The organism is Streptomyces fungicidicus (assembly GCF_003665435.1).
In the GTDB taxonomy this organism is placed as follows: domain Bacteria; phylum Actinomycetota; class Actinomycetes; order Streptomycetales; family Streptomycetaceae; genus Streptomyces; species Streptomyces fungicidicus.
The window spans coordinates 5,556,718-5,578,906 of record NZ_CP023407.1 but is presented as its reverse complement, the minus strand read 5'-3'; the positions used below and the strand labels follow the sequence as shown (position 1 = coordinate 5,578,906).

The following is a 22,189-nucleotide window of genomic DNA, read 5'->3' as shown; positions in this document are numbered from 1 at the left end:
CACCCAAGCGCTCCGAATACCATCCACAGTCGCCGAACTCCTCACCGCCCGCCGATGAAGGACCCGCCCATGCCGAGCCGTCCGACTGCCCCGATCGCAGAGTTTCCCGTGTCCGGCAGGGACGCCGGTCCCTACGGAATCACCTGCGGCCCCGACAGCGCGCTGTGGTTCACCATGGTCCACCAGGGGCGGATCGGCCGGATCACCACCGCCGGTGACGTCACCTCCTACCAACTCGAACCCGCTTCCGGTGGACCGTCGATCATCACGACGGGGCCCGACGACGCCCTGTGGTTCACCGAATTCCGCAGCCACCGGATCGGCCGCATCACCACCACCGGAACCATCACCTCGTTCCCGCTGCCGACTCCGGACGCCGGGCCGTTCGGCATCACCACCGGCCCCGACGACGCCCTCTGGTTCACCGAGGCGGGCGCCGACCGCATCGGCCGCATCACACCCGCCGGCCACGTCACCGAGTTCCCCCTTCCGCTCCCGGGGGCCTTCCCGTCAGCCATCGCCGCCGGCCCCGACGGCCGGCTGTGGTTCACGATGAACCAGGCGAACGCGATCGGCGCCATCGACCTCGACGGCCACGTCACCGTCCACCCGCTGCCCGCCCCCGACAGCGCCCCCGTCGGCATCACCGCCGGCGCCGACGGCGCCATGTGGTTCGTCGAGATCGGCGCCGGCCGGATCGGACGGATCACCCCGGACGGAAAGATCGACGAGTTCGCCCTGCCCGACCCCGCGTCACGCCCGCACGCCATTACCGCCGGCGCCGACGGGAACTGCTGGTTCACCGAATGGGGAGCCAACCGCATCGGCCGGATCACCCCCGACGGCCGAATCGACGAACACGACCTCCCCAGCCCGTCCTCCGAACCGCACGGCATCACACGGGGACCCGACGGAGCGATCTGGACCGCCCTGGAGATCGGAACGGTCGCCCGACTCTCACCACACTGAGCCCCGGCCTCCCCGACCGGAGCGACCTGCCCGCGTTCACCTCGGCCGCACCGCAGCCGGGTGTCATCAGTGCGCCCGAGCGGGGTAAGCGGCTGATACGGAGTCAGTCACGGACGGGAAGGGACACAGCAATGCCGCTCACGTTTCGCAAGAGCTTTCGGATCCTTCCGGGGGTGCGGCTGAACATCAACAAGCGGTCGTGGTCCATCACCACCGGCAGCAGCAACGGCCCCCGCTACACCCGCAGCAGTACAGGACGTCGTACGACATCGATGGATTTGCCCGGACCTTTCGGGTGGCGCCGGACTCGCGGAACCCGTCGCACCGGGGGACACTGACATCACGTCACCCGAACGGACCCCCCAAGAGGCGCCATCTCATATCTGAGATAACCTCATCCTCATGTCAGACGACTACCTCGTACGCATCGGCAAGCTCATCCGTGACGCCCGGCAGCACCGCGGCTGGACGCAGACGCAGCTTGCCGAGGCGCTCAACACCAGTCAGAGCGCCGTCAATCGGATCGAGCGCGGCAACCAGAACATCAGCCTTGAGATGATCGCCCGGATCGGCGAGGCCCTCGACAGCGAGATCGTGTCGCTGGGCTACGCCGGTCCGATGCATCTGCGCGTGGTGGGCGGCCGCCGGCTCTCCGGCGCCATCGACGTCAAGACGAGCAAGAACGCCTGCGTGGCCCTGCTGTGCGCGTCGCTGCTCAACAAGGGGCGCACCGTGCTGCGTCGCGTCGCCCGCATCGAGGAGGTCTACCGCCTCCTGGAGGTGCTGAACTCCATCGGCGTGCGCACCCGCTGGATCAACGACGGCGTCGACCTGGAGATCGTGCCGCCCGCCGAGCTGAACCTGCCGGCCATCGACGCGGACGCGGCCCGCCGCACCCGCTCCATCATCATGTTCCTCGGCCCGCTGCTGCACCGCACGGACCGCTTCATGCTGCCGTACGCCGGCGGCTGCGACCTCGGCACGCGCACCGTCGAGCCGCACATGATCGCGCTGCGCCGGTTCGGCTTGGACATCGCCGCCACCGAGGGCCAGTACCACGCGGTGGTGGACCGCTCCGTCGCCCCGGACCGCCCGATCGTGCTGACCGAGCGCGGGGACACCGTCACGGAGAACGCGCTGCTGGCCGCCGCGCGCCACGACGGCACGACCGTCATCCGCAACGCCTCCTCCAACTACATGGTCCAGGACCTGTGCTTCTTCCTGGAGGCGCTGGGCGTCAAGGTGGACGGCATCGGCACCACCACGCTCACCGTGCACGGCGTGCCGACCATCGACGTCGACGTGGACTACTCCCCCTCCGAGGACCCGGTCGAGGCGATGAGCCTGGTGGCCGCGGCCGTGGTGACGGAGTCGGAGCTGACCGTCCGCCGCGTGCCCATCGAGTTCCTGGAGATCGAGCTGGCGGTCCTGGAGGAGATGGGCCTCGACCACGACCGCACGCCGGAGTACTTCGCCGACAACGGCCGCACCCGCCTGGTGGACCTCACCGTCCGGCCCTCCAAGCTGGAGGCGCCGATCGACAAGATCCACCCGATGCCGTTCCCCGGCCTGAACATCGACAACGTCCCGTTCTTCGCGGCGATCGCGGCGGTGGCCCAGGGCCAGACCCTCATCCACGACTGGGTCTACGACAACCGCGCGATCTACCTGACCGACCTCAACCGCCTCGGCGGCCGCCTCCAGCTCCTCGACCCGCACCGCGTCCTGGTCGAGGGCCCGACCCGCTGGCGCGCCGCCGAGATGATGTGCCCGCCGGCGCTGCGCCCGGCGGTGGTCGTCCTGCTGGCGATGATGGCCGCGGAGGGCACGTCGGTCCTGCGCAACGTGTACGTCATCAACCGGGGCTACGAGGACCTGGCGGAGCGGCTGAACTCGATCGGCGCGCAGATCGAGATCTTCCGGGACATCTGAGGTTCCGCTGCCGGACGAGTGCCGGACGGCCGGTCGCTCACGCAGTGCCCGCGCACCGTCCGCGCGGCTTCGGATTGGGCGTGGGAACAGTTCTGCGTCGGGGGCGTACGGGGGTGCGGGTGGGTCTGATTGACTCCGCGCCTCACCCCCCACACCCGTACGCGCACCCCTATCACGGGTGCCGGACCCACGTGAGCGGAGCCGCCCCCATGTCCTTCGGACCGCAGCCCTGGCACGGGCTGCCGCCGCACCCTGACGAACCCGCAGCCGGGGCACGGCCCCCGGCGGAGCACGGGCGGCACGACGACGGGGAGGCCGCGCGGCTCGCCGTCGGGCTGCGCCTCGGCGTCCGGATCGCCGTCGTCTGGCTGCTCTACGTGCTGGCCGCCGCCCTCGCACCGGACGCGTACGGCACGCCGGTCGCCGGACCGGTGGGCCTCGGCGTGATCCTGGCCGTGGTGCCCCTGGCCGTCGGGGTGCACGCGCTGGTGGTGTACGGGCGACGGGTCGACCGGGTCGACCGGGTCGAGCCGCGGCAGGACGACCGGAGGCGGCCGTGACCACGCTGCTCGATCCCTCGTCCCGTTCCCTCGTCTTCGCCGTGTTCTCGGTGTTCGTCGTGATCTGCCTGATGCTGTGCATCGTCACCGGCGCCGACGAGGACGACCGGGCCCTCGTCCGGTCCGACAGCCGCCGGCTGCGCTCCTGGCAGCAGGGCGTCGCGATGGGCGGAGACACCACCACCGTCGCGACGGTCACCGTGCTGGTGGGCATGGTCGCCACGTCCGGCTTCGACGGCCTCGGCGTCATGCTGGGCAGCCTGGTCGGGGTGCTGCTGCTCCTGGTGCTGGTCGTCGAGCCACTGCGCGGGCACGCCTCGCGGACGGCCGCGGACATGCTGGACGCGCGCGGCAGCGGCGGGCCCCGGGTGCGCGTCTCGTGGGGCGTGGTGACCCTGCTCGTCTGCTTCCCGCTGCTGGTCGTGCAGTTGGTGGTGGTCGGCAATGTCGCCGCCGCGCTGATCGGGCAGCCCGGTGTGCGCACCGGCTGCATCGTGGTGATCGGCTGCGTGATGACGGCGCTGGCGGTCAGCGGCGGGATCCGGGGCACGGGCGTGGTGATGCTCGCGAAGTCGGCGATCGCGCTGCCCGTGCTGCTGGTCGCCGCCGTGCTCGTGCTCCACCGCTTCGGCTGGGATCCCGGCCGGCTGCTGGACGCCGCCGCGCACGGTTCGGGGACGGGCGGGGCGTTCCTGCGTCCGGGCGGCTACACCGGTGAGGGGTGGGTGGGGGCCGTGAACCGGATCGGGCAGACCGTCGGCATGTCGATGGCCACGCTGGCGATGCCCGCCGTGCTGATGCGGGCCATCTCGACGAAGAGCCCGCGCGGCGCCCGGTCCGGCGGCCGCTGGATGCTCGGCGAACTCACCCTGCTGTACGGCGCGCTCGCCGTCGTCGGCGTCGGGGCGGCGGCCCTCGTCGGCGGGGCGCTGCGGGAGGCCGGTCCGGCGGCGCAGGTGTTCACGCCGCTGATGCTCGGGCGGGCGCTCGACAGCGGGGGCATCCTGGTCGCGGCGCTGGCCTGCGTCCTCTTCCTCACCGCGCTCGCGGCCGTGGTGGATGTGACCCTGGCCGCGGGCATCGCCCTGGGACGGGACGTGCTGGGGGCGTCCGGCAAGGCGGACGGCGCCGCGTCGCGGTGGTCGGCGGCGCTGACGGGGGTGGTCTCCTCGGTCGTGGCGGCCGTCGCCGCCGACTGGAACCTGGTGGTGATCTCGACGCTCTGGCTCGCCCTGTGCGGCGCGGCCCTGGCACCCGTCCTGCTGTACGCCCTGTACTGGCCCGGGTTCACCGCCCGCGGCGCCCTGTGGTGCCTGTGGGGGGCCACGGCGCTGAGCGTCGCGGCGCTCGCGCTGTCGCCGTACACGTCCGGCACACCCGAGTCGCTCTTCCCGGGGCACGACTTCAGGATCTGGGACGTGACGATCCCGGGCCTGGTGACGGTACCGGCCGGATTCCTGCTGGGCTGGCTGGGCAGCGTCACGGATCCGCGCCGGGCGGCGGGCGGCGTACCGGGGGCGGGGCGTCGCAGGGCGCTGGACACCGTGTGAATCGTCCGCGTGCCGCCCACCGATGAGTTCCGGTGGGTGGCACGGTCGTATCCGGTACACGCACCGGACACGGAGGACATCATGCCGAGGAAGATCATCGCCAGTATGTTCATCTCGCTCGACGGCGTCGTCGAGGCGCCCGACCAGTGGCACTTCCCCTACTTCAACGACGAGATGGGGGCCGCCGTCGGCGCGAGCCTGAACACCGCCGAGGTCCTGCTCTTCGGCCGCAGGACGTACGACAGCTTCGCCGGCGCCTGGCCTGGGCGGGAGGCGGCGGGCGGGGAGGAGGCGGGCTTCGCCAAGCAGCTCGGCGACATGCGGAAGATCGTGTTCTCGCACGGCCGGCCCGACCTGTCATGGCGGAACTCCGAGCAGGCGCGGGGCGATGTCGCCGAGGTCGCCGCCGCACTGAAGGGCGAGCCGGGCGGTGATATCGCCCTGAGCGGCTCGGTCTCCGTCGTCCGGCAACTGCTGGCCGCGGGCCTGCTCGACGAACTGCACCTGCTCGTTCACCCGATCGCGGTGCGCAAGGGCATGCGCCTGTTCGACGAGGGCGAGCCGTCGATCCCGCTGAAGCTGCTGAAGTCGGAGACCTTCACGACGGGCGTGCTGAACCTCGTGTACGGGCCCGACACCGCGCCGCCGACCGGCGGTTACGAGGAGGCCGCCGCCGCGCTCGGGGAGTGAGCGGCACGGGTGTGGCTCACCGGTTACCGGGGTCGTCCTCAGTGCCCACCTCGTTGTCGGTGGCGGCTGTCACACTCGGCCCGTGACCGAGAAGAGCGAGCACCACTTCGACTGGCAGCGGTTCCTCCGGCGTTGGCAGGAGGAATGGGTCCCGGACGAGGACGACGCGGAGGAGCTGGCGGAGGGCGGCACGACCCTCGCCGACCTGGCGCTGGCCGCCCCGCCCGCGACCGAGGCCGAGATAGCCGCCGCCGAGGAACGTCTGGGCACGCGGCTCCCTCCGTCCTACCGGGCGTTCCTCGGGGCCAGCAACGGCTGGCGGCTCGACGAGGGGTCCATATACCGGCTGGGCGCGGCCCACGAGATCGGGTGGTTCGGGGATCCGTTCGACATGACCCCGGCCTACCAGCAGGGGCTGACCGAGCGCTCGACCGAGCAGGAGGTGCTGCTGGCCGGAATGTGGCGGCGGGCGCTGCAGCTGGAGACCGACTCGGACATGTCCTACGCCCTGCTGGACCCGGGTGACACCGACGAGGACGGCGAGTGGGCGCTGTACGTCTACAAGGGGTGGAGCGGCGAGTTCCCGGACCGGTATCCGTCGTTCCAGGCCTATATGCAGCGGATGTACCAGGACTTCCACTCCGCCCGGGCCGGGCTTCCCGGCTTCGTGAACGACACCACCCGCGCCCTGGACGCCGACGTGGAGCGGGCGCGGGAGGAGGCCCTGAGCGGGAGGTGGGAGACCGCCCGGGAACTGCTCGCCGAGGCGGAGCGCTACGGTCGGCCCCGCGCCCGGGGCATGCGGCAGCAGCTCGACGCGCTGTCGCACGGCGTCGGATACGGGCACCACGGCTTCGGTGAACTCGTCGCCGATCCCCGCTGCACGGGCGAGCTGGTGCCCGTGATGGCCGCCGCGCACCTGCGGGACGAACGCCCCGGCGCCTCCCCCCGACGGTCCCTGCTGGGCGCCGCGACCGACGACGGCGTCACGGAGGCCGCTGACGCGATCCTCGCCGCGGTGCGCGACGGCTCCTATCGCTACGCGCCGGACGGCGTCTTCGGAGAGGCGGTGGCCGAGGCGTGGAAGTCGGCGAGGCGGGGTGACACGGACGCGGCGTGGCGGCTGATCCGTGCCGCGCTGCCGTCCTGGTCACCGCCGGGGCCGGACCTGCTCGCACCGGTCGGCCTGCTGGGGGACCCCGTCCTGGGGCCGGTGGTGACGCGGGAGCGCGGCCTGGAGCTGCTGGCCACGCCCCGGGCCGGCCAAGACGGCGCGGTGCCCGATCCGGTGCCGGACCTGGACCCGCCGGGACTGTGCTGGCTGGCGGAGACCCAGCGGTGGAACGCCCCGCACGGCTCCTACCGGTGCCTGTGGGTGGAGGGCGCGGAGCCGGAGGCGCTGCCCGGCCTGGTCGGGGAGGACGGGTGCGCGGGCCTGACCGCTGCGCCCAGCCGTCCTGCCGGGTGGTTCCCCTACGACGTCAGGCAGCGGGACGAGTCGGCGCCGTGGGAGGACCGGGCCGTGGTGGCGGTGGGCCGGACGGCCTCCGGGTGGGCGTTCGGCTTCGACACGGCCCCGCGGCCGTCGGAGCCCGGGAACTTCTTCGTCTCCCCGGCCGCCGTCGCCTCACGCGACGGACGCGCGGTGGTGCTGTGGGTACGCCGCGGTCGCGAGGGCGTCCCGGCGGTGTTCCATCTCTCGGTCGCCGAGCGGGGCGAGGAGCCGTACGCGTACACACTGCGCGGCACGGACGTCGAACGCACGGGCCCGGTGCCCGCGGCCCTCGACCCGGAACAGGTCCTGCACGACGTCGACGACGCGGACCGCGAGCGGCGCCTGCTGGCGGCCGTACAGGACGAGTTCGGACTGTCCCTGCCCCGGCACGCCCTGTCCGAGGGCATCCTGCCGCACCTGACCACCCGGTCCTGGAACCGCGCGCCGCGGGAGGGCGAGTCCTACGCGTACGTCACGGTCCGCTTGGGACGGTGACGTTGCCGCATGGTGAGGGCGTGCCGTCCGCCGCTCCGGCGGACGGCACGCCCTCAAGTCGTTCAGCGCTCCGACGCGAACCGTACGAACTGCCTCCAGCCGTCGCGGCCGACGGCGAAGGCCGGGCGGGTGACATCCTTGGAGTCGCGTACGTGGACGGCCTGTTCGGCGATCGCGATCTCCACGCAGCTGTCGCCCTCGCTGCCGCTGTAGCTGGACTTGAACCAGGCGAGTTCCGACGTACCGCTGCTCATAGCTCTCCTCGCAGTCGCTCCAGCAGGTCCCGGGATTCTGTGGGATTCAAGGCCTGCGAGCGCAGTGTTTCATAGCGCTGGCAGAGCACAGTCACCTCTTTCGCGTCGGAAATCAGGCGCCCGTTCTTCTGCCCCTCGGAGTACCCGAGCCGTCGCCCCTCCGAGGTCTCCAGGATCTGCAGGGGACCGTCCAGGCACGCGTGCAGCCGAGCCTCCACCGGCACCACCTGAAGCGTCACGTTACGTGGGGCGGTGAGTTCGAGGACATGCTCCACCAGCCCGCGCATCGCCTCCGCATCCCCGAACTCCCGCCGGAACACGTGCTCCTCGACGATGAAGCTGAACGGCACCGTCGGCCGCTCCCGCATCATCACCTGCCGTTCCATCCGCGCGTCGAGCTGCACTTCCAGCTCGCCATCCGTCCGCAGCGGGATCGTGCCCTCGAACACCGCCCGCGCGTACGCCTCCGACTGCAACAACCCCGGCACCAACCGGCACTCGTACGTGCACAGGCTCACCGCCTCCCGCTCCAGCCGGGCCCACCGCCGGAACCACGCCGCCAGTCCCGCCTCCCCCCGCGTCAGATGTCGCGCGGCCTTCCGCAGCGCCCCCGTGTTGCCCAGTGCCTCCTCCGCCCGCTCCACGAACGCCTCGTCCGGCATCCGGCGCCCCAACTCCACGGACTCGACCGTGTGTTTGGAGTACTGGACACGGGCGCCCAGGTCGACCCGGCTGAGCCCCGCGTGCTCACGCAACGCCTGGACGACGGCCCCGAACGTCCGCAGGCTGTCCGACGGATGCGGCTCCCGCTCCCACTCCGGAACCGTCCGCGCACCGGCGCCCCCGGCCGCCTCCCCCTCGACTCCGACCACGTCCATCCGCCGCCCCTTTCCTCTCCTCCGGACCGCACCACGACGGCTCCTCACGCCGCCGACGCCCACCTCCAGCCTGACGGATCATCAGACGTACCGTCCACTCTTCGTGTCCGTACGCTGACTCACCGTACGGGGTGCCACACTCGTCCTCACCCCCGTCCGACCGCCACTCTGAGTCACGAAGAGCCAGGAGAAGCCGTCCGCGTACACCGCTCAACTGCGGAGAAACCAGGCGGCCGTACCTGGCCGCGTTGGTCTGCCCAATCTCGTAGTCGGCGGGCCGGGGTTGGGAGAGACTGACCACGATGAGGACACGGATCAAGCTGACCAGGGCCGGTGAGGCGTTCCGGGGACGGCTCACGGCGACGCAGACGGATCTGATGTGCGAGGCGCTGAGCGCACTCGAGGGCTGGGCCTCCACGGACGAGACCCTGACCGTGCAGCTCGGCGCGGGCCGCGAAGAGGTGCGCCGGTTGTACGACAGGCTCCAGGGCGACCACAAGACCCCCCGGGAGTTCACCCTGACCGCCCGCGAACTGCACGTCATCCATGCGGCGATCACGGCCGTCGCCCCGATGTTCCTGTCGAACAGGGCATTTTCGGAGGAAGCGTTCTACAACAGGACCGGCTTCTTCCGGGAGAACTTCGACGCCATGGCGTCGAGCATCGTCGGAGCCGTGTCCGAGGCCACGACGCCGTAGGCGGGCCGCAGGCCTCGGCGTCAGCCGACCTCCGAGGACTCCCTATATCGGGTGATCACATCCCGGAAACCGACGGTTGTTCCCGCGTCGCACGTAGTTTCACGCCATGCCCAACGTCAGTCACGACACCCTGCACGGCTTCCTGCCGGGGCGCCCCAAGGCACTGAACCGTGCGCTGGACCTCCTGGACCTCGGAATCCCAACCGGTGTCACCACCGAGACTCTCCCGACGGACGCCTCCGGTGCCCCGAAAATGTTCGCCCGGCAGATGGACTCCGTACTGCGGGTGGTCCGCCCCGACGGGCGCGATCCGTTCATCCTGTTGGTCGAGGCGCAGACCCGAATCGAATCGAAGAAGGAGACTTCATGGCCGTACTACGTCGCGTACTTGCGTGACCGGTACAAGCTCGAAGTCGTCCTGCTGGTCCTGTGCGTGGACACGGCGACGGCGGCATGGGCGGCCAGACCTCTGCGCACCGGCCTGGGACGCCCCACCCAGGTCACAGTGCCTCACGTACTGGGCCCGTCCAACGTTCCCCGGATGAGCCGGATCCAGGACGCCTCGGCCGACCTCGACTTCGCCGCGTTCTGCCTGTGGATCCACAGCAACGACCCGGATATCGAGGGCATACTGACGGTAGTGGGCGAGGTACTGGCCCAGGACACGGACCGCGAAGCGCGGGACCACCTGGCGGGACTGATCGAGGACGGCTTGGGCAGCGAACACGCCCGTAAGATCTGGAGGAACCTGATGGAAACCCTCTTCACCCCCCGGCAAGGCACCATCGTGGGCGACGCCCGCCTCGCAGGACAGGAAGAAGGACGGCAGGAAGGACGCGAGGAAGGCCGCGTGGCCGGAAAGGCCGAGCAGCTGCTACGCCTGATGGAGCGCCGCGGCTTCTCGCCGACGGAAGAGACCCGACGGCGCGTCACCACCTGCACGGACATGCCCCTCCTGGATCTCTGGTTCGACCGCGCCATCGATGCCACCACCCTCGACGAGATCTTCGCCGCGCCCTCCACCACGGACCGCGTCCCCGCCCCCGCCCAAAGCCCGGAGCGCACCGCAGCCCCCGGCCAAGGGCTGACGGACCCCAGGCCCTCGGCCAACTGACACCAAGGTCGCACACCCTGCCGCACCCCACTCCGGGGTGCGGCCCGCTCGGTTCAGGGCATACTGCCGCGCACCTGAACATCCCCGTGACCGTCCGCCCCGGAGCCGACAGTTCACTGGATCAGGTCGGTGTGCGGATGCTCGGGAGAGGTCGGGCAGACGTAGAGCTGCATGTTGTCCGTGCTGCCCACTTCGACCTTCGTCGGCTGGGCGGGGGACTGACCGGCGCGGTGGCTGGGGGCGTAGGCGGCGGCCCGGTCCTCGTGCGGCGCCCAGCCGCGCGTACCACCGTCCCATTCGAAGGAGGCGATGGTCAGCAGCGGGACCATCTGGGCTTCGCAGTCGGCGCAGTACCGTCGATACGGGTCGGTGCGGCCCCACGGCGGCCAGCCACCGGCCTTCCAGCCGGGAGCGTCCGCCAGATTGCCGTCGTAGAACTCCGCCGGATAGTCCGCGTACGAGCCGTCCACGTCCACGCCGGCTGCCTGCCATCTGCTCCAGTCCCCCACCACCTTCCTCAACTCCGGGCTGAGATCGAGGCTGTTGGGATACTCGGTGATCGCCTCCGGTGCCAGGAGACACGGCTCCGGCACGTAACCCGAGTAATTGACCTCATACGGTTCCGGTGGCGTGGCGAGGACATCGACGACCGAGGCGGCGGACCGCCAGAACACCGCGGTCGCGGGCTTCCAGTCCGGCTCGTGGTCGTAGGGACACCAGAGGACCTGGAGCAGATCGGCCTCTCCGGGCGGCCGCAACAGGGGTACGTCGCGCAGGTACAGCTGAGCCACGGGCAACAGGGGAACCGGACACTCGGCGGGCGGGGGAGAGCCGGAGTCGAACCGCTCCGCGAGCCTCGCGGCGTCCTGATCCCTGATCTCCTCCTCCTCGGGTGTGAACGAGGGACCATGGGGATCACGGTGCAGCCGTGCCAGCCTGCGCCTCGACAGCCGTACGTCCGCCGGCGACTGGCGGAACCCACTGTCCGGGTGCTCGCTCTCGCAGTGCGGCCACGGCTCGTCGGCCGGCCAGAGCAACGGCCCCCCGACCGAGCTGTCCCGGACCGAAGGCGCCCCGGGACGGGGGTGCAGCCGTACCGCAGGACGCGCCAGTGGAGCCAGTTCGGGGAAGACCGCGGTCACCTCGACAGGCCGCGGCGGAGTCGTACGTACGAAGACCATGCCGGTGATCCTGCCACCGGCCACCGACAGTCGCCTCGCGGGAATCCGGCGTACCGCCCGCCTGCCCCGTCCGTACTCCCGCTCTCCGTACGGGGCGCGGCACTCGCCTCCGCGCGCGCCCGACCGCCACTCTGACGGCATGAACCACGCAACACCCCAAGTCGGCGCCCCTGTCGGCACCTTCACCCAGCTGCTGTCGTCCACGCGGCGCGGCGCCCGTCTCGCCCGGCTCCTCGCGGTGACGGAACTGCGCTCCCGGGGCGCTTCGCAGGAGCTCACGGAGCGCGCCGAACTCGTCGTCGCGGAACTCGCCGCCAACGCCGTCCTGCACGGCCACGTGCCCGGCCGCTGCTTCCGGCTGACCCTCGTCCACGACCCGACGGCCGGCCGCCTCCGCATCGAAGTCAGCGACGCCCGCGGGGACTTCCCCCCACTCCCCCGCCCCACGGACACCGCACCCGACCCCCTCCCCACCGGCGGACGCGGCCTGACCCTCGTCACCGCCCTCGCCGACCACTGGGACTGCGTCCCCTACCCACCCAGCGGCAAGACCGTCCGGGCGGTGCTGACGACACCGGCCGGCGCGTGACCGCGTCGTTCGAGGAGAGTCGAGCCCTCGCGCCTACGCCGCCGCGGCCAGCGCGGGGAACACGACCACCGAGCCGTCCTTGTCGCGGGCGATCTCGATCGCCACATCCGTCGGACGGCCGCCCACCGCGACACCGTCGCCCAACCCACGGATCTGGTACGCCGTACGCATCAGCCGGTCGACCTCACCGTTCGTCAGGACGGGACGCACACTCTTCGGGCGGGCCAGCTCCAACGCCGACAGGCGCAGCAGGACACCGGCAAGTCCCTTCTCCAGCTCGTCGAGGCGCTGTTCGTCGCCCCGCAGCGCGCGGGTGAAGTTCTCGAACAGGTTGTCGGGCTCGCTCTGGGCCTGCTCGACCGCCTGGAGGACGTTGACGCGCCGCTTCAACGCGATGGCCAGGGCGGCCAGTTCGAGGTGGGTGCGGAACGTGCCACCCTGTTCGTCCACGCCGGGGAACGACTCGGTCAGCGTGGCGACCTCGACGGGCTCGCCGTCGGAAAGCTTGTCGAGCGCACTCGTCCACCGGGCAAGGCGGATGTCGGCCTTGCTCAGCGCGGTGTCGATGGCGTGCACCGCCGAGTCGAGTCCCAGCGAGACACCGAGCCTGCCCTGGTCGAGCAGGATGGCCGTGGCCTTGTCGATGGCGGGACGGCAGCCGTTGAGCGCGCTGTGCTCGTCGTCGAGCTTGTCCGCCTGAAGCTGCTCCAGCAGTTCCGTGATGTGCGCGATGGCCTCCTGTCGCTTGGCGTCGGCGTGCGCGCTCACCCCCACGGCCACGGCCATGAGCACGAGCGGTGCGGCCACGGTGAGCGCCGCACCGCCGGCGGCCGCGACGCCGGCTGTCGCACCGGCGCCACCGGCTGCGCCCGCCGTTGCCGCTGTACCGACCGGCACGTACGTCACCCCGGCGACGATCTTGCCCGTCACCGGGTTCACGACGGAGGCACGGGCACCACCGGCCACGGCCTTCGACCGCATCAGGCGGAGGGTGCCCTGCCCCAGCTGCTTGGCGACCTTCGCCGGAACCACGATGCGGTACAGCCCTTCGCCAGAAGCCGTCGCCTTGGCCGCCGTGGCGGAACCACGCGCCGACTGCGAGATCAGCTGCGACAGGTGCTGCGCCAGCGGACTCGCGGCGTCGAGCGAGATGCCCCGGCCGCGGTCGAGCTTGTCCGGCAGCGGATGCAGCTCGAGTGTGGCAATCGGCCGGTCGGCCAACGCGGCCAGCACGCCGCGCAGTTCGACCAGACGCTCAGCCGTCATAGGCCCGTCCCCGGCCACCGCCGGCACCTGGACGTCACCCGTCGCCAGCGTCCACACCGGAACGGGTGTTGCCTTGCGATAGTCGATCATCGTCCCCCCTGACTCATCCCCACGTCAGCCCACGACTGACGTCCCAGCAGAACCGTATATCCGAATCACAGCACCCAGGTGTCACTCGATCCACATCGGACCGTCCCGGAGCCAGGCCGGCTTCTCGCACACTCCGGGTCAAGGGGCAGACCGCGCCGGGCGCCGAGGGGGTGCGGCTGGCGACGATGCACGCGATGAAGGGGTTGGAGTTCAGGGCGGTGTCCGTCCTCGGCGCCGGCGAGGGCGTCGTCCCGTTCGCCCGGGAGATCACCCCGCGCGAGGCCGACCCCCTGCAGCATGACGCGGACCTGCTCCGGGAACGCTGTCTCCTCTTCGTCGCCTGCACCCGGGCTCGCGAGGCGTTGAGTGTGACGTGGAGCGGGCCTCCGAGCCCGTTTCTGCCGGATGCCGGCTGAGTCTGCCGCGCGTCGCGGCCCCCTGCGGGACGCGCCCACGTCGACCGGTAAGTCGCTGCCCTGCCGCGAAGAGAGGGAGCGTCAGCCGTCCCGCAGGAGGGAGCCGTCGTGGGGGGCCGACAGGGGCGGGGCGGCGGGGTCCTCGCGGCTGACCTCGTGGTGGCGGCCGTCGGGGCGGGGAAGGGGCTTGAGGGCGACCTCGATGCGGTGTGTGGAGTCGTGGCTCACCGAGCCGCCGAGGCGGGCCTCGACGACGCCGAGGCGCAGGCCCGCCCCGCCCTCGCCCGCGCGGTGGAACTGGACCGAGAACTCCAGGCTGACCTGCTCCACCTGGAACCGCCAGTCGCTCTCCGCGCCCTCGGCCTGGGCCCTGGCCAGTTCCGCGCGCACCGTGCCGATGGCCTCCGCCAGACCGATCGGTTCCGCATTCGCCATATCAACACACCGCCTCTTTCGGCTGATTGACCGATCCACCCTGCTCACAAGTCTAGGGACGTCCCAGGCTTTGCACGTAGTGTGAGACGGCATGGGGGAACTGCGTGCGGACTGGAGGCTCAGGCTGCGACGCGAGGACGCGCACGGACCCGTCTGCGGTGCCGGCGTGCTCGTCGACCAGTACACGGCGCTGACCTGCGCGCACGTGGTGCGCCGTCCGGACGCCGTGATGTGGCTGGAGTTCGCGGAGAACGGCGGGCTCGAACCGGTCTCCGCGCGGGTGATGCCCGGCGGCTGGCTGCCGGAGGGCGCCGACGGCGAGGACGTCGCCGTGCTGCGGCTGGACAGCCCCCGTCCGCGGGCGCGCCGCGCCCCGCTGGAGACCGGGATCCGGGGCGGGATGGAGGTGTACGCGACCGGTTACGCGGCGGGCTTCGACGACGGCATGAGCCTGTGGGGGCGGATCGGCGGGGCCAGCGGTGAACGGGTGCAGCTGGACGCCGTCACCAGGTCGGAGGTGGTGCGGGCCGGCTTCAGCGGCGCCGGCGTGTGCACCCGGCCCGAGGAGGGCAGGCCCGCCCGGGTGGTGGGGCTCGTCGTCAGCTGGCGCGGGGACCTGGGCGCGAGTCTGCCCGAGGACAACCGGCTCTCCTTCTCGTATCTGATTCCCGTCGGACGCATAGCCGAACTGTCGCCGGTCATCGCCGAGTTGACCGGACCGGGGGCGTGGGATCACGGGTTCGAGGAGCGGCTGGAGCGGTGGTTCGACGATCCGGACGAGGACCCGGTGAAGATCACCGTGGTGGAACCGGGGAGCGGCAAGGAGCGGTCGCTGCGCCAGCTCGCGCACCGCGCCCGGATCGTCCATCGCGGCGGCGCCAGCAGGCCGGAGCTCATCGACCACGCCCTGGAGCAGGTCACCTTCCCGCCCGGTGAGTACCTGGCGTACTGGGACTGGCTGCGCGGCGCCAAGGGCATGCCGGCGCGGGCGGCCGACCGTGCGCCCCTGCGGCCGGTCACGGTCCTCGTCGACGGTCTCGACCAAGAGCCCCAGCCGGGTCCGCTCATCGAAATCCTCGGCAGGTTACGGGTGTTCGGCTTCCGGCTGCTGCTCGTCTTCCGGCACGAGGGCGGGCCCGGCTGGGCCGCGTCCCGCGACCTCCTCCTGCGTCCGGCACTCCTGCGTCACGCGGACACCCTGCTCGACCGCCTGCAGCGGGCGGAGTTCAGCCGGGCGATACGCCGCGACATCGTCGACAGCGCCTCCCTCGGCTCCGTGACCGAGACCGCCGACCGGCACCGGGCGACGCGCCGCCTGCTCGACGACGTACGCGACCCGCAACAGCAACTCAACCGGCTGCGCACCCTGATCAGGACGGTGCGCGCCGACCTGAGCCGCTGCGGGGACCGGTGACGGCGGCCTGCCCGCACCGGCGTTTCACCGGGGCGCCCTGCGGCGGCACCGTACTGCCCACCGGCTACTGCTCCGCGTGCGGCCGCGCGAAGGACTCCCCCGGGCTGCCCGCCCTGCCCGACGACCCCCGGGAACTCGGCCCCCGCGAGCTCCTCGCGCTGCCCGAGCGCGAGCCGCGCCCCGCCGGGGAGCGCCTCATCCGCCCCGAGGGTCCGCTGCGCATCCGCATGAGCTGCTCGTCCACCGGCTGCGGCATCACCTTCGCGCCGCCCTACACCGAGGGCCCGGTGCCGGTCGAGGGGTTCTGCCCGGCGTGCGGGGAGCGCTACTCGTACCGGCCCGAACTCGCCGAGGGCGATCTGCTGCGCGATCAGTACCGGGTCATGGGGCCCATCGCGCACGGCGGCCAGGGCTGGGTCTACCTCGCCGAGGACACCCATCTCGGTGACGTCGTCGCCGTCAAGGGACTGCTCAACCGGTACGAGCACGACGGCGCCCGCCTCGCCGACGTCGAACGCCGCAACCTCGTCGCCATCCGCCACCCCCGCATCGTCCAGATCCGTGACTTCGTCGCCCGCAGGGACGACGGCGGGCAGGTCACCGGCGGCTACATCGTCATGGACGACGTCGGCGACGGCACCCTCGCGAAGGTCGCCGAGGAGGTCCGGCGCGGGGAGTCCGTCCTCGACATCGAGCACGTCGCCGCGTACGGCTGCCAGATCCTCGAAGCCTTCGTCCATCTGCACGCCGACGGGGAACGGGTCTTCGTGTACGGGGACATGAAGCCCTCGAACGTGGTGCACCACCGGGACGGCGTCAAGGTCATCGACCTCGGCGGCATGCGCGAGCGGGGCCAGAGCCTGCCGCCCGCCCATGTCACGCCCGACTACATGGCGCCCGAGACCGGGACGTCGGCCGTGCCCACCGTCGCCCACGACCTGCACACCGTCGGCGTCACCCTGCGGGAACTCGCCCGCTGGGCCGTCACCGAGGTGCCCGGCCTGGGCACCGCCTCCTTCGAGCGGGTCATCGACCGCGCCGTACGGACCGACCCCGGCCGCCGGTTCGCCGACGCCCGCGAGATGGTCGGCCAGCTCCGGGGCGCGCTGCGGGAGATCCGCGCGCTGCGCGGCAAGAGCGACCCGCCGGAGCCCTCCGACCACTTCCGGCCGTCCGCCCGGCTGCTCGGCGCCCGGCTCGGCACGGTCCCGCACATCCGGCACTGGCTGGACCGGCCGCGCCGCGACCGCTACGAGCCGCCCGTGGCGCCGACCCTCGACCTCGGCGCGCCCACGCCCGCCGAGATCGCCCGCTGTCTGCCGGTGCCCAGGCCCTATCCGGGCGATCCGCAGGCCGCGCGGTTCGAGGTGAGCAGCGGCTACGACCCGGACCGGCTGCTGGAGCAGGAGGACGAGAAGCCGCGCTCGGTGGAGATCAGCCTGCACAACGTGCGCGTCCTGCTGTCCCGCAACACCCGCGACGACCTGGAGCGCGCGCAGGAGGAACTCGACACCGCCGACTCCATCCCCGGGCCGTCCGCCGTGCGGCGCTGGCGGCTGGAGTGGCACCGCGCCCTGCTCGCGCTGCGCGGCGCCGGACTCGACGACGACCGGCGCCAGGTCGCCGGGGCCCGGAACCACTTCACCCGGGTCCACCTCGAACTGCCCGGCGAGTACGCGCCCAAGCTGGCCCTCGCGTACTGCGCGGAGTGGCTCGGCGACGACACGGCCGGCGAACTGTACGAGGCGGTGTTCGCGCGCAACCCCGCACACGGCGGCGCCGCGCTCGGCCTGGCCAGGATCGCGCTCCGCGCGCGTGACCGCCGGGGGGCCATCGACGTGCTGGGCCGGGTGCGGCAGGGCACCCTGGACCACACCGTCGCCCGTGTCGCGGCCCTGCGCATCCGCGCGGCACGGCTGCCCGGGGAAGGCGCTCCGCTGCCCGTGCCCACCGAGGTGGACGCGGCGCTGGCCGAGCTGCGGGGCCTGGTGGGCAGGCGTCCGGGCGACGGCGAGCCTCGGCTGTCCGAGGACGAGGCGCTGCGCCTCAGCACCGAACTCCACGAGTGGAAACTCGACGCGGTGCACAGCCTCAGCGACCGCCCCGGCTCCCCGGGAAGCGGCGCCGGACGGCTCACCGCCCGCGCCCTGCGCCGGCTGAGCGCGCCGGAGCGCGCGTCGCGCGAGGAGCTGGAGTCGCACTACCGGCGGCTGGCGGCCCATCACCAGGAGCCGGCGGCCGCCCACGAGCACCTCGTGGACCTCATGCACGCGGTACGGCCGCAGACGGTGTTCTGACCGCACGACACGACCCAACGGCACGGCGTCCGGCGAGGAAGGTGAAGGAGCGGTGACGCAGGACATGAGCAGCCCCACCCGGCCCCCGCAGCCGGGAATCCGACTGCACGTCGACCTCGGCGGCGATCTCCGCCCGCACCGCAGCGCGAAGATCGAGGCGCATCTGCGGGTCGACGTGGCCGCCGACGGCGCCCCCACCGACCTGCCCGCGGTCCAGCTCGCGGTGATCATCGCGGTGGACGTCGCCGAATCCCACCGGGCGGCCGTCCGGCACGCCCTGCCGGCGGCGCTGCGCGCCCTGCCCGACCGCATCTCCTTCGCCGTGCTCGGCAGCGGCCCCGAACCGGTCCGGTGCTATCCGCGGGCCGTCGCCGACCGGGACGAGTGGGCCGTCGCCGACCGGGACGAGCGGCGCCGGGCCGCGTTCGTCTCGGGCTCGCTCCCGCTGCACCGGGAGGGACCGCGCCCCGCCGGGTACGCCGCCTGGGTGGCCTCGGCGCGCGCCCTGCTCACCGGCCGGCCGGTGTCCGTACGCCACCTCGTGCTGATCACCGACGGCAGCAGCGCCACCGCCGAGGACCGGCTGGAGGAGGAACTGGAGCTCTGCGCGGGACAGTTCACCTGCGACGTGTTCGCCGTCGGCGCGGACTGGACCCCCGACCCGCTGCTCGTCCTCGCCGAACGGCTGCACGGCACCGCCGAGTTCGTGGACGACGGGCTCGGCCGCGCGATCACCGCCGCCCTCCAGCGGCTGCGCCGGGTGCACACTCCCCAGCTGCCGGTCGAGGTGACCGTACGGCCTTCCGTGCGCCAGGTCTCGCTCAGCGAGAAGGCGCCCCGGCCGCACCGCCTCGGCGGCCTGCGCGCCCCCGGCCGGCCGCGCTGCTGGAGCTTCCCCACCTACCAGTGGGAGCAGGGCAGCCGCGACTATCTGCTCACCCTGGTCGCCGACTCCGACGGTGACCCGCTGGAGACCGAGCTGCAGTTCGCCATGGTCTCCATCGGTGACGTCCACGCGCCCGTCACCGCCCGCTGGCACCTCCCCGGGCAGTCCCCGGCGCAGGCGCCGGCCGGCGCCGACAGCGTGCGCACCCTCAACGCCGCCGCCCGGATGCGCGGTGCGCTGCGCCAGGGTCTCGTCGCGCTGCGCGAACACGGGCGCGACACCGCTGAGGACCGCCTGGGGCAGGCCGCGCGGCTGGCGGTGCAGCTCGGCACGGACTGGGTGCTGGACGAGATCCGCGCGGTCGCCCACATCGAGGACGCCGCCGCGGGGCGAGTCCGGCTGCGCGCCGTCGACCCCGGCACCCTCGGCCCGATGATCCTGCGCGCCGGATCCCGCCCCGGCGGGCCCCTGATCGACGCCGCGGGCGCGCGTCCGGGGCCGCGCTGCGGCGGCTGCGGCACACCGGCCGGGAGCGAGGCCCGGTACTGCATCACCTGCGGGGAGAAGATGCTGTGACGGCCTCCCCCGCCGCCTCCTGGCGCCGGTACTCCCCCGCCGCCCTGTGGCGCCGGCGGCTGAGCTCCTGGCGGACCCGCCGGCTCCTCGAGGCGCATCTGCTGGTGCTGCTCCTGCTCACCGCCGTGGCGTCGGCCGCCCTGTTCCTCTCCAGCAGGCAGGTCCAGAGCGGCGCCGAGGCCCTGGCCTCCCGCGAGGCGCCGGCCGTGCAGGGGCTCGCCGCCAGCCGGCTCGCGGCGCTGCGCGCCCACGAGGAGGTCGACGAACTGGTGGAGCGGAAGCTGGTCGGCGTCGCGGGCTCGGGTGAGGCCTACCGGTCCCAGCTGTCGGCCGCCGACCAGGGCCTGTCCCGGATCGCCGACCGCACGGACCAGGACCTCGGCACGGTCAAGGGTCTGCTCGCCACCTACAGCGACTCGCTCGCCCTCGGCACCTCCCTCCACCGCGACCAGCCCCTGATGGGCGAGCAGAAGCTCGGGGAGGCCCATTCGCTGCTCACGCGCGAGAAGGTGGGCATCGCGCCCCGTCTGCAGGATCTGCAGCGGGCGCAGCTGGAGCACGCCGAGACCACGACCGCCATGGGACCGTGGCAGCGCGCCGGGTGGTGGGTCACCGAACTCGTGCTGCTCGCGGCGGCATTGACCCTGCTCTCGGCGCTGTTCGTGCTGCGCGACCGCTGCGGCCGCGACTGGAACCCGTATCTGCTGGCGGCCCTGCTCCTCATCGCGCTGCTCGCGGTGGTCCCGCTGATGACGGCGTACTCCGTCCAGGACGGTCTCGACGGGGCGCTCGCCGATCTGCGGCACCTCACCGAGACGTCCTGGCAGAGCGCCGCGGGGACGGAGAAGGCCCAGCAGGACGTCACGAAGCTGTCGGAGGAGGTCCGGCGGGAGCTGGCCGGCGGCACCTGGACCGAGCCGGTGTACCGGGGCGCCCTCGTGGGCAGCCTGCTGGCCGTCGTCCTGCCCGCGCTGGGGCTCGGTCTCCGGCTCGACCACGACTACTGGAGGCGACGGTGACCCGGCGGTTCAGGATGCTGGTGTTCGGCGTGGTCATGCTGCTGATCGCCGCCGGCGGCCTGGTGGTGGTCTGGGCGCAGCACGACGACGAGGAGCCGGTGACCATCCTCGGGACGTGGACGGCCAAGCAGGCGGAGCAGTTCGAGGCGGTGCTGCGGGACTTCGGCATCCCCTTCCGCTACCAGGGCACCGCGGCCCAGCGGGAGGTGCTGCTCTCAAAGGTGCAGTCGGGTGAGCCCCCGGACATCGTGATCATGCCGGGTCTCGGCGAACTCGCCGAGTACGCCGACCGGGACCTCCTGGAACCACTGGACGGCCTCTACGACCCGCGGCAGTACGGCGCCCCCTGGATGTCGGCCGGATCGCCCTCCGGACACGCGTACTGGGTGCCGGTCAAGGCGGATCTGAAGAGCCTCGTCTGGTACCGCGAGGGTGAGGCCCCCGGCACGTCACCGGCCCCGCTGAGGAGCTGGTGCATCGGCATGGGGGACGACGGCGCCTCCGGGTGGCCCGGCACAGACTGGATCGAGGACCTCGTACTGCAGCGGGAGGGCCCGGAACTCTACGAGAAGTGGGCGCTGGGCAAGGGCGGGGAGAAGTGGTGGCGCAACGCGCCGGTGCGCGACGCCTGGAAGGCCTGGGCCGATCTGCTCGGGCAGGACGAGCGCGCGGCCGAGCGGGCTCTGCTCACCGACCACCGCGGCGAGCCGGACGGCAACGGGCTGCTGTTCGACGGCCCGGAGGGGTGTGCCCTGGAGCACCAGGGCTCCTTCGCGCGCTCCTTCTACCGGGACGACGCGGAGCACGCGCGGCTGACGGACTCCGCGCCGCTGCTGCCCGGAGGGGACGGCCGGGTCCGGGGGCACGAGGTGACCGGTGACTTCGCGGCGCTGTTCAGCGACCGGCCGGAGGCCCGTGAGCTGATCGAACGGCTCGCTTCGAAGAAGGGCCAGCAGAAGTGGGCCGACGGGGCGGACGTCTTCTCGGCGAACCGTCAGGTGACGCGGGAGGGCGACGCGGTGGAGGCCGGGATCGCCCGGCGGCTCGGTGCGGGGCCCCGCTGTCTGGACGCCTCGGACGTCATGGCGCCCGCCGTGCGGGACGCCTTCTACGAGGCCGTGCTGCTGACCATGGCGCGGACCGCCGCCGGCCGGAGCCCCGGCATCGCCGGCATTCTCGGGGATGTGCAGAAGGTGCAGGACGCGCAGTCCGCCCGGGGCGCGGGCAGCAGAGCGGCTCCCCGCACGGTGTGCAGTACGCGGTGACCGTCCGGGGTCCGGCGGAAGGACGAAAGTCCCGGATGCGTACAACCGTTCGGGGTGTTGAACGGTCTCTCTCTTCAGCGGCCGCCCTGGCCGCATTCACGAGGAGATTGTCATTCCCGC

20 protein-coding genes and 1 pseudogene are annotated in these 22,189 nt (G+C 72.4%); 16 read left to right on the top strand and 5 right to left on the bottom strand.

What is annotated here, in order from left to right; genetic code table 11:
* Positions 1 to 54 precede the first annotated feature (54 nt).
* The 7 genes from CNQ36_RS25480 to CNQ36_RS25450 all read left to right on the top strand — a co-directional run bounded on the left by CNQ36_RS25480 (position 55) and on the right by CNQ36_RS25450 (position 7,691).
* Positions 55 to 969 (top strand): Vgb family protein, encoded by a 915-nt coding sequence (locus CNQ36_RS25480; protein WP_121547677.1) that lies wholly within the window; start codon positions 55 to 57, stop codon positions 967 to 969.
* 131 nt (positions 970 to 1,100) lie between these two features.
* On the top strand, positions 1,101 to 1,307 hold the full coding sequence (locus tag CNQ36_RS25475) for a DUF4236 domain-containing protein (protein WP_121547676.1): 207 nt from the start codon (positions 1,101 to 1,103) through the stop codon (positions 1,305 to 1,307).
* 64 nt (positions 1,308 to 1,371) lie between these two features.
* Positions 1,372 to 2,901, top strand: coding sequence for a UDP-N-acetylglucosamine 1-carboxyvinyltransferase (locus CNQ36_RS25470; protein ID WP_121547675.1), 1,530 nt, complete (start codon positions 1,372 to 1,374; stop codon positions 2,899 to 2,901).
* Positions 2,902 to 3,110: 209 nt separating this feature from the next.
* Complete coding sequence (locus CNQ36_RS25465) at positions 3,111 to 3,461, top strand: DUF485 domain-containing protein (RefSeq protein WP_121547674.1); 351 nt, start codon at positions 3,111 to 3,113, stop codon at positions 3,459 to 3,461.
* On the top strand, positions 3,458 to 5,011 hold the full coding sequence (locus tag CNQ36_RS25460) for a sodium:solute symporter family transporter (protein WP_121547673.1): 1,554 nt from the start codon (positions 3,458 to 3,460) through the stop codon (positions 5,009 to 5,011). Before CNQ36_RS25465 ends, CNQ36_RS25460 begins: the two co-directional genes overlap by 4 nt.
* 81 nt (positions 5,012 to 5,092) lie before the next feature.
* Positions 5,093 to 5,701 (top strand): dihydrofolate reductase family protein, encoded by a 609-nt coding sequence (locus tag CNQ36_RS25455; protein WP_121548587.1) that lies wholly within the window; start codon positions 5,093 to 5,095, stop codon positions 5,699 to 5,701.
* 82 nt (positions 5,702 to 5,783) lie between these two features.
* Positions 5,784 to 7,691, top strand: coding sequence for an SMI1/KNR4 family protein (locus tag CNQ36_RS25450; protein ID WP_121547672.1), 1,908 nt, complete (start codon positions 5,784 to 5,786; stop codon positions 7,689 to 7,691).
* Between the two features lie 62 nt (positions 7,692 to 7,753).
* On the opposite strand, the gene CNQ36_RS25445 is transcribed toward CNQ36_RS25450, so the two are convergent.
* Positions 7,754 to 7,945 (bottom strand): DUF397 domain-containing protein, encoded by a 192-nt coding sequence (locus tag CNQ36_RS25445; RefSeq protein WP_121547671.1) that lies wholly within the window; start codon positions 7,943 to 7,945, stop codon positions 7,754 to 7,756.
* Positions 7,942 to 8,823 (bottom strand): helix-turn-helix domain-containing protein, encoded by an 882-nt coding sequence (locus CNQ36_RS25440; protein WP_121547670.1) that lies wholly within the window; start codon positions 8,821 to 8,823, stop codon positions 7,942 to 7,944. The genes CNQ36_RS25445 and CNQ36_RS25440 overlap by 4 nt, the downstream gene beginning before the upstream one ends.
* Before the next feature lie 302 nt (positions 8,824 to 9,125).
* Between CNQ36_RS25440 and CNQ36_RS25435 the strand changes: the two genes are divergently transcribed.
* Positions 9,126 to 9,521: a hypothetical protein gene (locus tag CNQ36_RS25435; protein ID WP_121547669.1), complete on the top strand. Its 396-nt coding sequence runs from the start codon at positions 9,126 to 9,128 to the stop codon at positions 9,519 to 9,521.
* 106 nt (positions 9,522 to 9,627) lie between these two features.
* Positions 9,628 to 10,635: a hypothetical protein gene (locus tag CNQ36_RS25430; protein ID WP_121547668.1), complete on the top strand. Its 1,008-nt coding sequence runs from the start codon at positions 9,628 to 9,630 to the stop codon at positions 10,633 to 10,635.
* A gap of 113 nt (positions 10,636 to 10,748) precedes the next feature.
* Here CNQ36_RS25430 and CNQ36_RS25425 read toward each other — a convergent pair whose 3' ends face one another.
* A complete protein-coding gene (locus CNQ36_RS25425) occupies positions 10,749 to 11,816 on the bottom strand; it encodes a hypothetical protein (RefSeq protein ID WP_121547667.1) in 1,068 nt (355 codons plus the stop codon).
* 139 nt (positions 11,817 to 11,955) lie between these two features.
* Here CNQ36_RS25425 and CNQ36_RS25420 point away from each other — a divergent pair, with 139 nt between their 5' ends.
* A complete protein-coding gene (locus CNQ36_RS25420; protein ID WP_121547666.1) occupies positions 11,956 to 12,405 on the top strand; it encodes an ATP-binding protein in 450 nt (149 codons plus the stop codon).
* 33 nt (positions 12,406 to 12,438) lie between these two features.
* On the opposite strand, the gene CNQ36_RS25415 is transcribed toward CNQ36_RS25420, so the two are convergent.
* Positions 12,439 to 13,761 (bottom strand): hypothetical protein, encoded by a 1,323-nt coding sequence (locus CNQ36_RS25415; protein ID WP_121547665.1) that lies wholly within the window; start codon positions 13,759 to 13,761, stop codon positions 12,439 to 12,441.
* A 131-nt stretch (positions 13,762 to 13,892) separates the two neighbouring features.
* Here CNQ36_RS25415 and CNQ36_RS35865 point away from each other — a divergent pair.
* Positions 13,893 to 14,177 (top strand): annotated as a pseudogene (locus tag CNQ36_RS35865) (3'-5' exonuclease); the annotation flags it as partial.
* Positions 14,178 to 14,258: 81 nt separating this feature from the next.
* Here CNQ36_RS35865 and CNQ36_RS25405 read toward each other — a convergent pair.
* Positions 14,259 to 14,612 carry a trypco2 family protein gene (locus tag CNQ36_RS25405; RefSeq protein ID WP_121547664.1) on the bottom strand — a complete coding sequence of 118 codons (354 nt, stop codon included), beginning with the start codon at positions 14,610 to 14,612 and terminating at the stop codon, positions 14,259 to 14,261.
* A 91-nt stretch (positions 14,613 to 14,703) separates the two neighbouring features.
* Between CNQ36_RS25405 and CNQ36_RS25400 the strand changes: the two genes are divergently transcribed.
* From CNQ36_RS25400 to CNQ36_RS25380, 5 genes are all read left to right on the top strand, one after another.
* The gene (locus tag CNQ36_RS25400; protein ID WP_121547663.1) at positions 14,704 to 16,026 is read left to right on the top strand and encodes a S1 family peptidase; all 1,323 of its coding nucleotides are present in this window, start codon (positions 14,704 to 14,706) and stop codon (positions 16,024 to 16,026) included.
* Entirely contained in the window at positions 16,023 to 18,323 is a 2,301-nt protein-coding gene (locus CNQ36_RS25395; RefSeq protein WP_121547662.1) for a tetratricopeptide repeat protein, read from the top strand. Before CNQ36_RS25400 ends, CNQ36_RS25395 begins: the two co-directional genes overlap by 4 nt.
* Before the next feature lie 64 nt (positions 18,324 to 18,387).
* Positions 18,388 to 19,785: a vWA domain-containing protein gene (locus tag CNQ36_RS25390; protein ID WP_121548586.1), complete on the top strand. Its 1,398-nt coding sequence runs from the start codon at positions 18,388 to 18,390 to the stop codon at positions 19,783 to 19,785.
* Complete coding sequence (locus tag CNQ36_RS25385) at positions 19,782 to 20,804, top strand: hypothetical protein (RefSeq protein ID WP_228313075.1); 1,023 nt, start codon at positions 19,782 to 19,784, stop codon at positions 20,802 to 20,804. The genes CNQ36_RS25390 and CNQ36_RS25385 overlap by 4 nt, the downstream gene beginning before the upstream one ends.
* Positions 20,801 to 22,069, top strand: coding sequence for an ABC transporter substrate-binding protein (locus CNQ36_RS25380; RefSeq protein ID WP_121547661.1), 1,269 nt, complete (start codon positions 20,801 to 20,803; stop codon positions 22,067 to 22,069). Before CNQ36_RS25385 ends, CNQ36_RS25380 begins: the two co-directional genes overlap by 4 nt.
* Positions 22,070 to 22,189 lie beyond the last annotated feature (120 nt).

Coding starts and splice junctions, on each gene's coding strand:
- CNQ36_RS25480 (WP_121547677.1), top strand. CDS start 55: ATGAAGGACCCGCCCATGCCGAGCCGTCCGACTGCCCCGATCGCAGAG.
- CNQ36_RS25475 (WP_121547676.1), top strand. CDS start 1,101: ATGCCGCTCACGTTTCGCAAGAGCTTTCGGATCCTTCCGGGGGTGCGG.
- CNQ36_RS25470 (WP_121547675.1), top strand. CDS start 1,372: ATGTCAGACGACTACCTCGTACGCATCGGCAAGCTCATCCGTGACGCC.
- CNQ36_RS25465 (WP_121547674.1), top strand. CDS start 3,111: ATGTCCTTCGGACCGCAGCCCTGGCACGGGCTGCCGCCGCACCCTGAC.
- CNQ36_RS25455 (WP_121548587.1), top strand. CDS start 5,093: ATGCCGAGGAAGATCATCGCCAGTATGTTCATCTCGCTCGACGGCGTC.
- CNQ36_RS25445 (WP_121547671.1), bottom strand. CDS start 7,945: ATGAGCAGCGGTACGTCGGAACTCGCCTGGTTCAAGTCCAGCTACAGC.
- CNQ36_RS25440 (WP_121547670.1), bottom strand. CDS start 8,823: ATGGACGTGGTCGGAGTCGAGGGGGAGGCGGCCGGGGGCGCCGGTGCG.
- CNQ36_RS25435 (WP_121547669.1), top strand. CDS start 9,126: ATGAGGACACGGATCAAGCTGACCAGGGCCGGTGAGGCGTTCCGGGGA.
- CNQ36_RS25430 (WP_121547668.1), top strand. CDS start 9,628: ATGCCCAACGTCAGTCACGACACCCTGCACGGCTTCCTGCCGGGGCGC.
- CNQ36_RS25425 (WP_121547667.1), bottom strand. CDS start 11,816: ATGGTCTTCGTACGTACGACTCCGCCGCGGCCTGTCGAGGTGACCGCG.
- CNQ36_RS25420 (WP_121547666.1), top strand. CDS start 11,956: ATGAACCACGCAACACCCCAAGTCGGCGCCCCTGTCGGCACCTTCACC.
- CNQ36_RS25415 (WP_121547665.1), bottom strand. CDS start 13,761: ATGATCGACTATCGCAAGGCAACACCCGTTCCGGTGTGGACGCTGGCG.
- CNQ36_RS25405 (WP_121547664.1), bottom strand. CDS start 14,612: ATGGCGAATGCGGAACCGATCGGTCTGGCGGAGGCCATCGGCACGGTG.
- CNQ36_RS25400 (WP_121547663.1), top strand. CDS start 14,704: ATGGGGGAACTGCGTGCGGACTGGAGGCTCAGGCTGCGACGCGAGGAC.
- CNQ36_RS25390 (WP_121548586.1), top strand. CDS start 18,388: ATGAGCAGCCCCACCCGGCCCCCGCAGCCGGGAATCCGACTGCACGTC.